Origin of the sequence: Kitasatospora sp. NPDC094016 (assembly GCF_040304045.1) — a bacterium.
GTDB lineage: Bacteria > Actinomycetota > Actinomycetes > Streptomycetales > Streptomycetaceae > Kitasatospora.
The window spans coordinates 200,728-216,765 of the sequence record NZ_JBEOUK010000003.1; the positions used below are offsets into that span (position 1 = coordinate 200,728).

The window sequence follows — 16,038 nt, forward strand, 5'->3', positions numbered from 1 at the left end:
TGCGGACGCGGTGGCTGGAAGGCCGGCGGCGGGGTCCGGTACTGCGGCTGCTGCGGCGGCGGAGGCTGCTGGAGGTACTGGGGGTGCGGGGTCTGCGGCCCCTGCGGACGCGGTGGCTGGAAGGCCGGCGGCGGGGTCCGGTACTGCGGCTGCTGCGGCGGCGGAGGCTGCTGGAGGTACTGGGGGTGCGGGGTCTGCGGCGCCGCGTGCACCGAGCGCGGGCCCTCGTTGATCACCAGCGGCGTGCTGGCCTGCAACGGGTGCCCGCTGCCGCCGCCCTTCGCGACCGCGATCAGCCGCTCCGCCTCGTCCCGCATCGCGGCCGCGCTCTGGAACCGGTGCGCCGGGTCCTTGCGCAGCGCCTGGGCGACGAAGGCGTCCACCGCCGGGGTGACCGACCGGTTGAGGGTGGACGGCGCCGGCGGCTCCTCCTGTACGTGCTTGTAGGCGATCGAGAACGCCGAGTCGCCGTCGAAGACGAGCTGCCCGGTGAGCATCTCGAAGAGCATCACGCCGACCGAGTAGAGGTCGGAGCGGGCGTCCACGGGCTTGCCGAGCGCCTGCTCGGGCGACAGGTACTGCGGGGTGCCGACCACCATGCCGGTCTGCGTCATCGACGTGGCGCCCGGTTCCAGCGCCCGGGCGATGCCGAAGTCCATGACCTTGACGTTGCCCTTGCGGTCGAACATGACGTTGCCGGGCTTGATGTCGCGGTGCACCAGGGACATGTCGTGCGAGGCCTCCAGCGCGTTCAGCACGCCGACGATGACCCGCAGGGCCTCCTCGGTCGGCATCGCGCCGTACTGGCCGACCGCCTCGTTGATCGCCTCGCGCAGGCCCTTGCCGTCGACCAGCTGCATGACGATGTACGGGATGCTGGAGCCGTCCGGCGCGACGTCCTCGCCGCTGTCGTACACCGTGACGATGTTCGGGTGCTCCAGCCGGGCCACCGCCTGCGCCTCGCGGCGGAACCGCTCCTTGAACGAGGCGTCCCGGCCCAGCTCGTTGTGCATGCTCTTCAGCGCGACCTGCCGGTCCAGCACGCTGTCGTACGCGAGGTGCACCGAGGCCATGCCGCCCTCGCCCAGCAGCCGCTGCAGCACATAGCGGCCGTTGCCCAGGGAGGAGCCCCCGACCGCCGCGTTGCCGTGCTCGCTCATGGTCCTCTGCTCCCCCTCGGCGCGGCCGTGGCGCCGCGACCGTGACGTTCGGTCTCGTCCGTGCGTGGTGGGCCGGGCCCGCGGGCCTGGCGGACCCCTGCCGCGGCGGTACGACCGGCCTGCGACAGGGGTCAGGGTATCGGCTGAAGCCGACGGTGATCGGTCCAGGGCCGGTCCTGTCCCCGGACCGCCGGGGCGTCTTCCGGCGGCGCCCCGGCCCGGGGCGGACCGTCGTGGTACGTCCGGTGTCGGCGACCCGTTACAGGTACGGGCCGGAACGGATGCCGCGGCCCTGGCCCGGCTCGTCCTCGTCCGGCTCGCCGCCGTGCAGACCGGGCGGCAGCGCCCGCCGCATCTGCTCCAGCTGGGCCCGCGCCGCCATCTGCTGGGCGAACAGCGCGGTCTGGATCCCGTGGAACAGGCCCTCCAGCCAGCCGACCAGCTGGGCCTGGGCGATCCGCAGTTCCGCCTCGGTCGGAATGCTGTCCTCGGTGAAGGGCAGCGACAGCCGTTCCAGCTCGGCGACCAGCTCGGGGGCCAGACCGAGCTCCAGCTCCTTGATCGAACTGGCGTGGATGTCCTTCAGCCGGGCCCGGCTGGCCTCGTCGAGGGGCGCCGCCCGGACCTCCTCCAGCAGCTGCTTGATCATGCTGCCGATGCGCATGACCTTCGCGGGCTGCTCCACCATCTCGGTCACCGGGAGCTCACGCGGCAGGTCGCCCTCGTCCTCGTCCCCCGCCGAGCCGGCGAACCCCTGGCCCACGGGCAGCCCGTCCGGTCCGACGATCAGCACCTTCTGGCCGTCCTGCGACTGCCCGCCCGCCGCCTGGAATGGCTGCTGAAACGAGCGCTCGTTCATCGGATTCGTCATGAACAACATTCTCTCTCACTGGGGTTGGTCGGGCGGAAGCCCCCGTACGACCGCCGTCCTGAGCCACCGCTGACGACGGTACGCCCCCGGGCGCCGCCCCGGAATCCGTACGGATACTCAGCTCCCGCCCCGCCCCGGCCCCCCTGGGGCGCGCACACACCCCTCACGGAACCTCCCCCGCTGCCCCGCCCCGCGGCTCACCCCCGGCGCAGCCGCAACCCGATCAACCCCAGGCCGCAGCCGATCAGCCCCAGCCCCGCGCCCAGCGGGAACTGGAGGGTCGAGGCGTCCCGCCAGCGGGCGGGCAGGACGGCGGGGACGGCGGCGGCGACGGCCTGGGAGGTCGCGGCGGCGGCCGCGGCGGCGGCGTCGGCGGCGGGAGCCGCCGCGTCCGGTGCGCCCTGGTCGGCCTCGGGCCGGTCCCCCGCACCGGCCTGCCCGGTGCTCCGGTCAGGAACCTGGTCGGGGTTCTGCCCGGGAGCCTGCGCAGGAGCCTGCTCGGGGTTCTGCCCGGGCGCCCGGTCCGGCGCCCGCTCCGGTGCGGTGTCGGCGCGCTCGGGTGCCCACACCACCCAGCGCCGGTACACCCGGGCGTCACCCCGGCCGGGGCGCGGGTGCTGCGGCCCGACCGCCGGAACGGCCTCGGGCTCCGACCCGCCCACGGCGGCGGGCTCAGCGGTGAACGGGGACGGCAGCGACGACGCCGGCCCGACGGCGGCGGCCGCCGAAGCGGCGGCCAGCGGGAGCGTGAGCCCGAGCACGGCCGCCGCGATCAGTCGCTGGGCCCGGCCCGGGCCGGTACGGCGGGTACGACGGTGGTGCGGCGCGGCGGGCAGCGGCCCGAGGAGGTGCGTTGGTGCGGCCACGGTCGGAGGTCCTTCCGACGGCCGACCGCGCGCGGCGGGGTCGGCGGCGGGACAGCTCCGAACCAGCCTCACACAATCCGACGATCAGGGCATTTCGGATGCTCCGCCCCGGGCCGCGGACCCTCGCTCCCGGCTCAGGCCCGCAGAACGACCTTGCCGACCTGCTCCCCCGCCTCCAGCGCCCGGTGCCCGTCGGCGGCGCCGGTCAGCGGCAGCACCCGGTCGACCACCGGCTTCACCACCCCGGACTCCACCAGCGGCCACACGTGCTCGCGCACCGCCGCCACGATCGCCGCCTTCTCCGCCAGCGGGCGCCCGCGCAGATTGGTGGCGATCACCGCGGCGCGCTTGCGCAGCAGCGTGTTGAGGTCGAGCTCGCCCTTCACGCCGCCCTGCAGCCCGATGATCACCAGCCGCCCGCTGACGGCCAGCGCGTCCACGTTCCGCTGCAGGTACTTGGCGCCGATGATGTCCAGGATCACGTCCGCCCCGGCCCCGCCGGTGGCCTCCTTGACCGCCTCGACGAAGTCCCGCTCGTGGTAGTCGATCGCGATGTCGGCACCGAGTTCGACGCACCGGGCCAGCTTGCCGGCGCTGCCCGCGGTCACCGCGACCCGCGCGCCCACCGCCTTGGCCAGCTGGATCGCCATGGTGCCGATGCCGCTCGCGCCGCCGTGCAGCAGCACCGTCTCGCCGGGCCGCAGGTGGGCGGTGAGGAACACGTTGGACCACACCGTGCAGGCGACCTCGGGCAGCGCGGCGGCCTCCTCGAAGCCCAGGCCCTTGGGCAGCGGCAGCAACTGCCCGGTCGGCACCGCGACGAGCTGCGCGTACCCGCCGCCGGACAGCAGCGCGCACACCTCGTCGCCGACCGCCCAGCCGGACACGCCCGGGCCGAGGGCGACGATCCGCCCGGCGCACTCCAGCCCGGGGTAGGGCGAGGCGCCGGGCGGCGGGTTGTAGTTGCCCTGCCGCTGGAGCAGGTCGGCGCGGTTGACGGCGGTGGCCGCCACCTCGACCAGGACCTCGCCCTCGCCGGGCACCGGGTCGGGCACCTCCGCCCACACGAGTGCCTCGGGACCGCCGGGTACGGGAATCGTCATCGCATGCATGACCCGAACCTACTGCGCGTCATGGCGAGGAGCGGGCAAGGCCCGCGTCAGCCGGTCGACTTGATCACGATCACCCGGTCGGTGAGCTGGAGCACGGCGGCCTCGGGCTCGGTGTAGTTGAGCACCCGCCGGCCGCGGACCACCGCGACCACCAGGTCCTCGCAGGCGCGCGGGCTGTGCCCGGCCTCGGCCCGGGTGACGGGGCGCTCGACCACGTCCAGGCCGTTGCCGTAGGTGAGCAGGTCCTCCATCACCGCGCCGGCGTGCGGGCTGAGCATCGACAGGCCGAGCAGCCGCCCGGCCGAACTGGAGCTGGTGACGACGACGTCGGCGCCGCTCTGCCGCAGCAGCGGGGCGTTCTCGTCCTCCCGGACGGCCGCGACCACGGTGGCGCCCTTGTTCAGCTGGCGCGCCGTCAGCGTGACCAGGACGGCGGTGTCGTCCCGTTCCGGCGCGACCACGACCCGGGCGGCGGTGGGCACCTCGGCCCGCAGCAGCGTGTCGGTGCGGGTGGCGTCGCCGACCACGCCGACCAGCCCGTGCCGGGCGGCCTGGTCGATCACCTTGCGCTGCGGGTCGACGACGACGATCTCGTCCTTCTTCACGCCCTGCCCGAGCAGGGTGTCAACGGCGCTGCGGCCCTTGGTGCCGTACCCGATGACGACGGTGTGCTCGCGCACGGTGGACCTCCAGCGGTTCAACCGCCACTGCTGGCGGGTTCGTTCGGTGAGCACCTCCAGCGTGGTCCCGACCAGGATGATCAGGAACACCACCCGCAGCGGGGTGATCACGAAGATGTTGGTGAGCCGGGCGCCGTCGCTGTACGGGGTGATGTCGCCGTACCCGGTGGTGGACAGCGTCACGGTCGCGTAGTACGCCGCGTCCAGGAAGCTGACCCCGTCGCCCGCGTTGTCGTTGTAGCCGTCCCGGTCGACGTAGACGATCAGCGTCGTGGCGACCAGGACGGCGAGCGCCAGCAGCAACCGGGAGCCGACCTGCCGGAGGGCCGGCGCGCTCCGCCGGGCGGGCAGCACGATCCCGGCGTCCGACAACGGCTCGGTCCCCGGGGCGGGCGCACCCCGCAGCCTGCTCATACGGCCACCTCCCCGCCGTCGTGGGACGCGCACGCCCCGGTGGGCCCGTTCACGGTGCCTCCAGCAGTTCGACGGGTTCGCCGGCCGCCGCGCCGCCGGGCGGGACCACGGCCAGCGCCTCGGCCCGGGCGAGGCCGCGCAGCATCGCGGGCCCGTCGAAGGCGAGCGGGACGACGCCGTCGGCGGTGTGCCGGACGGGCAGCAGCCGGGTGTCCGCCGGGTGCCCGGGCAGGCCGACGGCGGTGGGGGCGAGGGCCCGGGTGACGGCGGACCGCCCGCTGCGGGCGTGCAGCAGCGGCAGGGCGAGGGTGACCGTCCCGGCGACGGCGGCCAGCGGGTTGCCGGGCAGGCCCACCAGGTGCCGCCCGCCCGGAAGCCCACCCGGACCCCCGCCAAGGGCGGGGCCGGCCGACGGGGATGCGGCCGACGGGAGTTCGGCCAGCAGCATCGGGTGCCCGGGGCGAACGGCCACGCCGTCCACCAGCAGCCGGGCCCCGGCCTCGGCGAGGGCCCGGTGCAGGAAGTCGACCGGGCCGGCCGCCGTTCCGCCGGTGGTGACCACGATGTCGGCGGTGGAGTGCCGCAGCGCGTCCCGGAGCAGCCCGAAGTCGTCCCGGACGGACCGCACTTCGGCCACCTCGGCACCGGCCGCCCGCAGCCAGGGCGGCAGCAGCGGCCCGAGCGCGTCCCGGACCAGGCCCGGACCGGGAACGCCCGAGGCGAGCAACTCATCGCCGAGGACGAGCAGTTCGACCACCGGGCGGCGACGCACCGCGAGCCGGTCGTGACCGCAGGCGGCGGCCAGGCCGAGCACGGCCGGGCCGACCGGGACGCCACCGGGCAGCAACGCCTCGCCGCGGCGGCACTCCTGGCCGCGCGGGCGGACGTCCTGACCGGTGGTCAGCGACTGGTGGCCGCAGTCGTGCAGCAGCGTGCCGTCCGTGCGGCCGTGCTCACGGCGCAGGACGGCGGTGGCGCCGGGCGGCAGTTGGGCGCCGGTGGCGATCTCGACGGCGGCGCCGTCGGCCAGCGGCGCGGACGCGGCCCGACCGGCCAGCACCCGCCCGGCGACCCGCCAGGGGCCCGGCCCGGAGACCGCCCAACCGTCCATCGCGGAGGTGTCGAAGGCGGGCAGGTCGGTCAGCGCGGTGAGCGGCTCGGCGAGGGTGCGGCCGAGCGCCTCGGCGAGCGGCAGCCCGACCGCCGGCAGCGGGCGCAGCCCGGCCCGGCGGGCGGCCTCGCGGGCCTGCGCCCAGCTCAGTACGCCGGGACCGGTCGACGGGGCGGCCACGGTGGTCTGCCCGACGGCGCTCACGGCTCGCCCGGCCCGGCGGCGGCGCTCCAGCGCTCGGCGAGCGCGGCGGTCCGCCGGGCGGCCTCGGCCACGGCCTCCGGCCCGCCGCCCTGCTGGGCGGCCGCGTAGCCGATCAGAAAGGCGGTCAGCGGCGCGGCCGGGCGGGCCACCCCGTGCGCGACCACCCGGGCGAGGTCGAGCAGTCCCCGGACGTCGACGTCCAGGTCGATGCCCAGGTCGGCCCTGACCTCGGCGATCCAGTCTTCCAGCGTGCGCTCCATGCGCCCATGCTGCCTGATCGGCGGTTTCCCCGGAGCGTTCGCCCCGTGTGCGGCGCGCGTCGTTCCCGCGCCGACACCCGCGCGGGCCGTGAGCACGGACCACGGGGTGTCCCTACGACCGGTCGCGTTCCCGGGCCTGTTCGAGGTCCTCCCAGGTGTCGCAGTCGTAGGCGACGTTGTCGGTGTCGGCCACCAACTGCCGGGCCAGAGCGCCGGTGAGGCGGCGCAGCGGGAGGCCGGCCGGATCGCCGAGGGCGGTCAGCGCGGTGCGCAGCGGGGCGGTCCGGTAGGCGGCGGCGAGCGGCTGGTCGCGCCCGCCGGCGTCGACCAGGACGGCGGCGTCGACGGCCGGGCCCGCCTCGGCGAGGGCGGTGACCAGCCGGTCGACGGTCCGCCGGTCCAGGAACGGCAGGTCGGCGGCGAGCAGCAGCACGGTCGGCGCGGTGACCAGGTCGAGTCCGGCGGCGACGGCGGCGACCGGCCCGCCGCCCGGCGGCTGCTCCCTGGTCCAGCGGACGCCGGTGCGCGCGGTCGGCCGGCCGGGGCCGACCACGACGGTGGTGCGGGCGCCCGCGCAGGCGGCGAGCACCCGGTCGAGCAGGGTGGTCTCACCCACGGTCAGCCCGGGTTTGTCGGCCCCGCCGAGGCGACGGGCGGCCCCGCCGGCCGGGACGATCACGTCGTAGGGCGTCATGCGGCCAGTATCCGCCCTACCCGGCTCCGCCCGTCCCGCGCTCCGGGGACTTCCCGGGCTCCTCGGGCTCCTCGGGCTCCTCGGGCTCCTCGGGCTCCTCGACGGGCTCGTCCTCGACGATCTCCGCCTCGATGATGTCGTCCTCGACGATCTCCGCCTCGACGATCTCGCCCCCGCGCGCCGCCCGGGCGGTGTTGGCGGCGGCGCCCAGTTCCAGGATGGCCGGCAGCGTCAGCTCCCCGTACCGCTCGTTCATCGCGGTGACCAGTGCCTCCGGGTCGTGCGGGTGCTCGGCCAGCAGCCGGTCGAAGTCCTGGAGGTACTCGCCGGTGAAGGCGAGCACCCGGGCGGCGTCGTCGCCCTGGTCGGGTGCGCGGTGGCCGGCGATGACCCGGTCCACGCCGAGGTCGGCGATCCGGCCGAGGTTGTGGCCCCAGGTGGTGCGCTGGGCCGGGGTGGTGTCGGCGGTCCAGACGTGGGTGCCGTTGTAGGCGAAGTCCCCGGCGATCACCGTCCGGATGCTCGGCACGTGGACGACCGTCGAGTCGCCGCAGTCGCCCTGGCCGAGCAGCAGCACGGGGATGACCTGGCGGTCGAGCATGAGGGGCTGCGGCAGCAGCGGGGCGGGGATCAGCGGGTGGTCCGGGATGTCGTCGCCGTAGACCGGCTTCCACTGGGCGACCTTGGCGGCGGCGGTGCGCCGGATGCCGTCGACCACGGCGGGCGCGGCCAGCAGCCGGGCGTCGGGGAAGAGCCTCAGCACCTCCTCGGCGCCGAAGTAGTGGTCGGGGTGGTGGTGGGTGACGACGATGGCGAGCAGTCGGCGGCCCTTGCCGGCGACCCATTCGGCGAGTTCGCGGCCGGCGCTGCGGGTGAGCTGGGCGTCGACCAGGATCGCGGTCCGCTCGCCGAGGATCAGGGTGGAGGTGGCGAAGAAGGCCGATTCGGGGCCGGTGAAGACGGCGACCTCCAGCGGGCGGGCGGGCCGCTCGGGGTCCGGGGCGGCGGCCTCGGCGGCCGTGCGCTCCGCGCCGGCGCCCTCCTCGGGCGGGGACGACGTCACTGGCTGCTCCCTCTGGTCGGCGGTCGGACTTCCTGCGCCCTACAGCATGGGAGTACCGGTGTCGGATTGCGCGGGAGGCGCGCCCGGCGGGGCGGGCCTTCCGGCTCAGGTCACATCGCGGTTCGAACGGCCGGCGCCCCGGCGTCGTGGGCGGCCCGCCCCAGGGCACGAACGCGCCCGGGGCCCGTCCGTTGTGACAACGGACGGGCCCCGGGCGGTCACGTCGTGGAGGTCAGCGCTTGGCCGCGCCGCGCAGGCGGGCCAGCCGGTCGGCGACGCCCCAGGCGGTCACCCGCCACAGCGCCTCGACCACGATGTTGCGGCTCATCTTGGACGCGCCCAGCTCGCGCTCGACGAAGGTGATCGGCACCTCGGCCACCTTGAACCCGGCCTTCACCGTGCGCCAGGCCAGGTCGACCTGGAAGCAGTACCCGGCCGAGGCCACCTCGTCCATGCCCAGGCCCAGCAGGGTCTCCTTGCGGAACGCCCGGTAGCCGCCGGTGACGTCCCGGATCGGCACGCCCAGCGCCAGCCGCGAGTAGGTCGAGCCGCCGCGGGAGAGCAGCAGGCGCGACTTCGGCCAGTTCACCACCCGGCCGCCCGGCACCCAGCGCGAGCCCAGCACCAGGTCGGCGCCGCGCAGCGCGCTCAGCAGCCGGTCCAGTTCCTCGGGCTGGTGCGAGCCGTCCGCGTCCATCTCGACCAGGACGTCGTAGCCGTTGTCGATGCCCCAGCGGAAGCCCGCGAGGTAGGCGGCGCCCAGGCCCTCCTTGCCCTTGCGGTGCATGACGTGCACGTTCGGGTCCTCGGCGGACAGCTTGTCGGCCAGTTCGCCGGTGCCGTCGGGGCTGTTGTCGTCGGCGACCAGCACGTGGGCCTCGGGGACCGCCGCCCGCACCCGGCCGACGATCCGCTCGACGTTCTCCGCCTCGTTGTAGGTCGGAATGATCACCAGGACCCTGCCGAGATCAGCAAAACTCTGCTGGTTCACGGTCACGTACAAACCTCTCGGCCGATGGCGGGGAGTGTCAGAACACCATCGCCCGCACTCTGGAACGCGGCTCCGCCGGCAGCCCGCCGACGGGGTGAACCACGGTGGAAACTGCTGTGCAGGGCGGAGACTACTGCGTCCTGGCATCCTACTACCGCGCCCGGGAACCACCGGTCCGGCCAGGGCACTCCCCTCCGGTACCCGCCGTTTCCTCGCGGGCGACACCGGTCGGCTAGGGTCGATGACCTTGCCCGTGCCCGGCCCCCGCACCGTCGGGCCCGTTGCCCCGACGATCCGGCACACCCGCCACCCAGCGAAGGAGTAGGACCGCGCGCATGGACAGGCTCATCAACACCGTCCGCCCGTACGCCTGGGGGTCGCTGACCGCCCTGCCCGAACTGCTCGGGCAGGAGCCGACCGGCGAACCGCAGGCCGAGCTGTGGATGGGCGCCCACCCCGGCGACCCGTCCCGGGCCGACCGGGGCGAGGGGCCCCGCCGGCTGGACGAGCTGATCGCGGCCGACCCCGAGGGCGAACTCGGCGCCGCGACCGTCGCCCGGTTCGGTCCGACCCTGCCGTTCCTGTTCAAGATCCTGACCGCGGGCATCCCGCTGTCCATCCAGGCCCACCCCACGATCGCCCAGGCCCGCGCCGGGTTCGCCGCCGAGAACGCCCTCGGCATCCCGCTGGACGCCCCCGAGCGGAGCTACCGCGACGCCAACCACAAGCCCGAGATGGTCTGCGCGCTGGGCGCCTTCGAGGGGCTCTGCGGCTTCCGGCGGCCCGCCGAGGCGGCCGGGCTGATGGCCGGGCTCGCGGTGCCCGGGCTCGGCCCGCTGATCGACCTGCTGGCCGTCCAGGACGAGGCCGAGGCGCTGCGCGGCACGCTGGCCGCCGTCCTCACCATGGAGGGGAAGGCCGCCGAGGAGACCGTCCGGGAGACGGCCGAGGCCCTGGCCCGCACCGACCCGGCCGGCGACTACGGGCCGTACGCCCGGATCGCCGAGGACTTCCCGGAGGACCGCGGCCTGATCGCCGCCCTGCTGCTCAACCACTTCCGGCTCCGGGCCGGCGAGGCGCTCTACCTGGACGCCGGCGTGCCGCACGCCTACCTGGCGGGTGCCTGCGTCGAGCTCCAGGCCAACTCCGACAACGTGCTGCGGGCCGGCCTCACCCCCAAGCACATCGACGTGCCCGAGCTGCTGAAGGTCCTGGTCTTCGAGGCCGGCGCCCCCGAGGTGCTGCACCCCCGCCCGGTCGACGGCACCGCCGGCGAGGAGCTCTACCCCGTCCCGATCGACGAGTTCCGGCTCTCCCGCTTCGTCCTGGACGGCCGGGACCGCGAGATCGACGGCCGCGCCCCGCAGATCCTGCTCTGCACCGAGGGCACCGCCCGGCTCACCGCCGCCGACGGCACCACCCTGGACCTCGCCCGCGGCCGGTCGGCCTTCCTCCCCGCCACCGGCGCCCCCACCCGGCTGTCCGGCACCGCCACGACCATCTTCCGCGCCACCGTCACCGTCTGACGGCGCCCGGGGACCACGCACCGAGGGCTCGCCTCCCGGGTGGGAGGCGAGCCCTCGGTGGGTCCGTGCGGCGTCAGCCGACCCGTTGCCCCGGGCCGCCGGCGCCGACCTCGACCGGCACCTGTTCCTGGTCCTGGCCCCCGCCCTGGCCCTCGCCCTCGCCCTTCGCGCCGGGCTGAGCCGGAACAGCTCCGGCGGCCTCGCCGGTCGCGGGCGCCCCGATCGGCGCGGCGGCCGCCGGCTGCGGGACGCTGCCCGGCCAGCGGCGCTCGACCGCCTTGGCCACCTTGCGGCCCAGCTTCTGCACGGGCAGCTCCACCAGCCGGTACATCACCCAGCTCGCCAGCATGATCACGACGAGGTACTCGGCCGTCCAGATCAGCTTGCCGCCGGTCGTCGGCGGCACCTTGGGCACGTGCAGCAGCGGCTGGATGGTGTGCACCAGCGGGACGTGCAGCAGGTAGAGCGAGAAGCTGATCCCGCCGAGCCAGGTGAGCGGCTTCGGGAAGCGGCGCTTGCGCAGCGCCATGCCGATGCCGAACGTGATCCAGGCCCCGAGGTACGAGCCGGCCCAGGCCATCCAGCCGGACGTCCAGGTGTTCTGCTCCATGCCGTCGCGGTTGTACATCCAGGCGACGGCCACCCCCGCGACGAGCACGAAGCCGCAGCACAGGATCGCCTGGAGGCGGTCGATCTGGCGGTTCTCGGCCCGGTAGATCGCGGTGCCCGCGAACATCGTCGCGAAGATCATCAGGGTCTCGAACATCGGGGCCCGGCTGTTGTTGTACATCAGCACGAAGCCCAGCAGCCCGAGCGTGATCGCCCCGACCCGGGTCAGGTTCGGCCGACCGCTCAGCACGCAGGCGAAGCCGAACAGCACGATCAGGACGGAGCCCCAGACCAGGTTGCGGGTCGAGGTGATGTCGCTGGTCAGCGTGTGGGAGGCGATGGAGGTGCCGAAGAGCAGCGCCACGCCGGCGAAGCCGACCGCGATCGGGCCGCTGCGGCGGTGCTGGCCGACCGTGAAGAGCGCGGTGACCATGTAGTAGAAGACCATCTCGTAGCTGAGGGTCCACATGACGCCCAGGCCGTTCCAGACGCCCATGAAGTCCTGCAGCATGGTCGAGTTGGCGGCCACGTAGATCAGGTCGTGATCGGTGGCGAAGAGCGCGACCGAGCCGTCGCCCTTCGGGATGATGGCGAGCGCCACCGTGATACCGATGATCACCGGCGGCCAGAGCCGGAAGATCCGTCCGATCCAGAACGCCCGCACGTCCCCGCGGCGCTCCAGCGAGGCCGGGATGATGTAACCGCTGACCAGGAAGAACAGCATGACGCCGTAGAGGCCCAGGTCGGCGTGCCACCAGATGAAGGACGCCACCCCGTCCGGCAGCATCTTCAGGACGTCGAAGTGGTGGAGCGCCACCACCAGGGCGGCCACGCCGCGAAGTGCGTCGAGCCAGCCCAGCCGACTGGCCGATCCGCCCGCCCGAGCCTGCTTGCTTCCCCCGGCCCGGCGGGCGGACAGCTGTCGTATCGTTTTCACCGCACGGACAGTAGCTCATCACACCGATGCGTTCGCCCCGGTGACGGTCGGACGAGGCCTCCCGATGCCCCCGGCCGCTCCCAGGTCCTGTCCGGCCTAGTCCCGGGTCATGTCGACGAAGCGCGAGTAGTGGCCCTGGAAGGCCACCGTGATGGTGGCGGTGGGGCCGTTACGGTGCTTGGCGACGATCAGGTCGGCCTCGCCGGCGCGCGGGGACTCCTTCTCGTAGGCGTCCTCGCGGTGGAGCAGGATGACCATGTCGGCGTCCTGCTCGATCGAGCCGGACTCGCGCAGGTCGGAGACCATCGGCCGCTTGTCGGTGCGCTGCTCGGGGCCACGGTTCAGCTGGGAGAGCGCGATGACCGGGACTTCCAGCTCCTTGGCCAGCAGCTTCAGGTTTCGCGACATGTCGGAGACCTCCTGCTGGCGGTTCTCCGCCCGGCGGGAGCCGCCGGACTGCATCAGCTGGAGGTAGTCGATGACGACCAGCTTGATGTCGTTGCGCTGCTTGAGCCGGCGGCACTTGGCCCGGATCTCCATCATCGACAGGTTCGGGGAGTCGTCGATGAACAGCGGCGCCTCGCTGACGTCGGGCATCCGGCGGGCGACGCGGGTCCAGTCGTCGTCCGTCATGTTCCCGGAGCGCATGTGGTGCAGCGCGACCCGGGCCTCGGCGGACAGCAGGCGCATGGCGATCTCGTTGCGGCCCATTTCGAGCGAGAAGATCACGCTCGGCAGCTTGTTCTGGATCGAGCAGGCGCGGGCGAAGTCCAGCGCCAGGGTCGACTTGCCCATCGCGGGGCGGGCCGCGATGACGATCATCTGGCCGGGGTGGAGGCCGTTGGTGAGCGCGTCGAAGTCGGCGAAGCCGGTCGGGACGCCGGACATCTGGCCGTTGCGGGAGCCGATCGCCTCGATCTCGTCGAGGGCGCCCTCCATGATGTCGGCGAGCGGCGCGTAGTCCTCGTTGGTGCGCTGCTCGGTGACGGCGTAGATCTCCGCCTGGGCGGCGTTGACGATCTCGTCGACGTCGCCCTCGGCCGCGTAGCCCATGCCGGCGATCCGGGTGCCGGCCTCGACCAGGCGGCGCAGGACGGCGCGCTCGTGGACGATCTGGGCGTAGTACTCGGCGTTGGCGGCGGTCGGGACGGAGTTGACCAGGGTGTGCAGGTAGGAGGCGCCGCCGACGCGCTGCAGCTCGCCGCGCTTGGTGAGCTCGCCGGCCACGGTGATCGGGTCGGCCGGCTCGCCGCGGGCGTACAGGTCGAGGATCGCGCCGTGGACCATCTCGTGCGCGGGCCGGTAGTAGTCGGCCGGCTTGAGCACCTCGACCACGTCGGCGATGGCGTCCTTGGAGAGCAGCATGCCGCCGAGGACGGACTGCTCGGCGGCGAGGTCCTGCGGGGGGACGCGCTCGAAGCCGTCCACGCCGCCCTGGCCCTCGTCGTCGCGGCGCTGCCAGCCGCTGCCACCGCTCTGCGAACCGTCGCGCTGGGAGCCGCTCCGGCCGCCCTTGCCGCCCTTCTGGAAGCCGCCCTCGCGACCGCCGCCGTCCCGGCCGCCCTCCCGGCCGCCGCCCTGGGCGGAGCGGCTGCGGGAGACCGGGAGCCGGTCGCCGGGCCCGTCGGGGAAGGACGCGTCGTCGAAGGCGCCGGCCGGGAAGGGGTCCTCGGCGGGCTGCCAGTCCTCCTCCGGCGGCGGGGCGTCGTGGTCGTCGTACTGGGGGCCGGTCACGCGTGTTCCCCGATCAGCGAGTGGTGCGAGTTGGAGCGGGCCTTGCCGGTGGCTGGGTGGAGCGGAGCCGCTCCTCTTTGTACGCCACGGCACCGACAAATCGGACGCCGGGGCGGGCGGGAGTGTCGGGCGGAGGGCCCACGCTAAGGCGCCGGGAGCCGTTCAGCCAAGGCGGTTATCCACAGGGGGTGTGGACGAGCGGCCCTGGGCTGTGGAGAAGTGCCGCAAAGCTGTGGACGCCCCTGTGGAAGGCCCTGTGGATAACCAGACCATCTGTCCACCGTCAACCTGTTGACCAGGTATTACCTCTTACCGGGCCTGTGCATGAGAAATTCTTCACACACAGCCGGACGCCCTCGGGCGCGGAGCGGGCCGGGCGCCTCGCTCAAGAATTCGAGTAATAGCCAACTGGCACTAGCAGTCATTACCTGTGGATGAGTAGCCTGGGGCCCATGACCGCGCCTCCCGCAGCCCCGACCCCCTCCAGACGCCGGCACGACCGGGAGATCCTCGCACTGGCCGTCCCGGCCTTCGGCGCGCTGGTCGCCGAGCCGCTGTTCCTGATGGCCGACTCGGCGATCGTCGGCCACCTCGGCACCCCGCAGCTGGCCGGGGTCGGCGTCGCCGCCGCCGCGCTGTCCACCGCGACCGGCGTGTTCGTCTTCCTCGCCTACGCCACCACCGCGGCGGTGGCCCGCCGGATCGGTGCCGGGGACCGCCGCGGCGCCGTCCAGCAGGGCGTCGACGGCATCTGGCTCGCCCTCGGCCTGGCCGTCCCGGTGGTGCTGCTCACCGTGCTGCTGGCCCCCTGGGCGGCCGACGTCCTGGGGGCCTCGGAGACCGCCGCCCCCTACGCCGTGACGTACCTGCGGATCAGCGCCCTGGGCATCCCCGCGATGCTCATGGTGATGGCCGCCACCGGCGTGCTGCGCGGCCTCCAGGACACCCGCACGCCGCTGCTGGTGGCGGTCGCGGGCTTCGCCGCCAACATCGGCCTGAACGCCGGCCTGGTGTACGGCGCCGGGCTCGGGGTGGCCGGCTCGGCCTGGGGCACCGTGCTCGCGCAGACCGGGATGGCCGCCGTCTACCTGGTCGTGGTGGTGCGCGGGGCGCGGCGCGAGCACGCCTCGCTGCGGCCGGACGCGACCGGCATCCGGGCCAGTGCGAGGGCGGGCGGTCCGCTGCTGGTCCGGACGGTCAGCCTGCGCGCGGTGCTGATGATCGCCACCGCGGTGGCCGCCCGGCTGGGCGACGACCAGGTGGCCGCGCACCAGATCACCATGACGCTGTTCAGCTTCCTGGCCTTCGCCCTGGACGCCATCGCGATCGCCGGCCAGGCGATCATCGGCCGCTACCTGGGCGCCGAGGACGTCCCGGGTGCCAGGGCCGCCACCCGCCGGATGGTCGAGTGGGGCATCGGCTCGGGCGTGCTGCTGGGACTGCTGGTGGTGGCCGCCCGCCCGCTGTACGTCCCGCTGTTCACGCCCGACCCGGCGGTGCAGGGGCAGTTGGACACCGCCCTGCTGCTGCTCGCGCTGAGCCAGCCGGTCGCCGGCCTGGTCTTCGTGCTGGACGGGGTGCTGATGGGAGCCGGGGACGGCCCCTACCTGGCCTGGGCGGCGATCGCGACCCTGGCGGTGTTCACCCCGGCGGCGATCGCGGTGCCGGCCACCGGTACCGGGCTGGCCGGGCTGTGGTGGGCGATGAACCTGTTCATGCTGGTCCGCGCGGCCTTCCTGGTCGGGCGGGCGCGCGGTGGCCGCTGGCTGGTCACCGGGGCCGTCCGGGGCTGACGGCGCCGGGGCC

13 protein-coding genes and 1 pseudogene are annotated in these 16,038 nt (G+C 74.3%); 2 read left to right on the forward strand and 12 right to left on the reverse strand.

Going from position 1 to position 16,038, the window contains the following annotated elements; translation table 11 throughout:
- The 10 genes and pseudogenes from ABT015_RS04420 to ABT015_RS04465 all read right to left on the reverse strand — a co-directional run.
- Positions 1–1,160 (reverse strand): protein kinase domain-containing protein (locus ABT015_RS04420; RefSeq protein WP_350876667.1); only part of this gene is annotated, 1,160 nt, incomplete at its 3' end.
- A 259-nt stretch (positions 1,161–1,419) separates the two neighbouring features.
- Positions 1,420–2,031: a bacterial proteasome activator family protein gene (locus ABT015_RS04425; protein WP_350876669.1), complete on the reverse strand. Its 612-nt coding sequence runs from the start codon at positions 2,029–2,031 to the stop codon at positions 1,420–1,422.
- 197 nt (positions 2,032–2,228) lie between these two features.
- The gene (locus tag ABT015_RS04430; RefSeq protein ID WP_350876671.1) at positions 2,229–2,897 is read right to left on the reverse strand and encodes a hypothetical protein; all 669 of its coding nucleotides are present in this window, start codon (positions 2,895–2,897) and stop codon (positions 2,229–2,231) included.
- A 134-nt stretch (positions 2,898–3,031) separates the two neighbouring features.
- Positions 3,032–4,009 carry an NAD(P)H-quinone oxidoreductase gene (locus ABT015_RS04435; RefSeq protein WP_350876673.1) on the reverse strand — a complete coding sequence of 326 codons (978 nt, stop codon included), beginning with the start codon at positions 4,007–4,009 and terminating at the stop codon, positions 3,032–3,034.
- Positions 4,010–4,056: 47 nt separating this feature from the next.
- Positions 4,057–5,103, reverse strand: coding sequence for a potassium channel family protein (locus ABT015_RS04440; RefSeq protein WP_350876675.1), 1,047 nt, complete (start codon positions 5,101–5,103; stop codon positions 4,057–4,059).
- A 49-nt stretch (positions 5,104–5,152) separates the two neighbouring features.
- Positions 5,153–6,418, reverse strand: a complete 1,266-nt coding sequence (locus ABT015_RS04445; RefSeq protein WP_350876677.1) for a molybdopterin molybdotransferase MoeA — start codon at positions 6,416–6,418, stop codon at positions 5,153–5,155.
- Positions 6,415–6,696 (reverse strand): annotated as a pseudogene (locus ABT015_RS04450) (DUF6457 domain-containing protein); the annotation flags it as partial. The pseudogene ABT015_RS04450 and the gene ABT015_RS04445, both read right to left, overlap by 4 nt.
- A 94-nt stretch (positions 6,697–6,790) precedes the next feature.
- Positions 6,791–7,372, reverse strand: a complete 582-nt coding sequence (gene mobA, locus ABT015_RS04455) for a molybdenum cofactor guanylyltransferase (protein WP_402446651.1) — start codon at positions 7,370–7,372, stop codon at positions 6,791–6,793.
- Positions 7,373–7,388: 16 nt separating this feature from the next.
- Positions 7,389–8,435 carry an MBL fold metallo-hydrolase gene (locus tag ABT015_RS04460; protein ID WP_350876679.1) on the reverse strand — a complete coding sequence of 349 codons (1,047 nt, stop codon included), beginning with the start codon at positions 8,433–8,435 and terminating at the stop codon, positions 7,389–7,391.
- A gap of 232 nt (positions 8,436–8,667) precedes the next feature.
- On the reverse strand, positions 8,668–9,432 hold the full coding sequence (locus ABT015_RS04465; RefSeq protein ID WP_350876681.1) for a polyprenol monophosphomannose synthase: 765 nt from the start codon (positions 9,430–9,432) through the stop codon (positions 8,668–8,670).
- A gap of 329 nt (positions 9,433–9,761) precedes the next feature.
- Between ABT015_RS04465 and manA the strand changes: the two genes are divergently transcribed.
- Positions 9,762–10,952, forward strand: coding sequence for a mannose-6-phosphate isomerase, class I (gene manA / locus ABT015_RS04470; RefSeq protein ID WP_350876683.1), 1,191 nt, complete (start codon positions 9,762–9,764; stop codon positions 10,950–10,952).
- 73 nt (positions 10,953–11,025) lie between these two features.
- Here the strand turns inward: manA and ABT015_RS04475 are convergent, their stop codons facing one another.
- On the reverse strand, positions 11,026–12,498 hold the full coding sequence (locus tag ABT015_RS04475; RefSeq protein ID WP_350876685.1) for an acyltransferase family protein: 1,473 nt from the start codon (positions 12,496–12,498) through the stop codon (positions 11,026–11,028).
- Positions 12,499–12,594: 96 nt separating this feature from the next.
- The gene (gene dnaB / locus ABT015_RS04480) at positions 12,595–14,232 is read right to left on the reverse strand and encodes a replicative DNA helicase (protein WP_350876687.1); all 1,638 of its coding nucleotides are present in this window, start codon (positions 14,230–14,232) and stop codon (positions 12,595–12,597) included.
- A gap of 452 nt (positions 14,233–14,684) precedes the next feature.
- Here dnaB and ABT015_RS04485 point away from each other — a divergent pair, with 452 nt between their 5' ends.
- Positions 14,685–16,025, forward strand: coding sequence for an MATE family efflux transporter (locus tag ABT015_RS04485; RefSeq protein WP_350876690.1), 1,341 nt, complete (start codon positions 14,685–14,687; stop codon positions 16,023–16,025).
- Positions 16,026–16,038 lie beyond the last annotated feature (13 nt).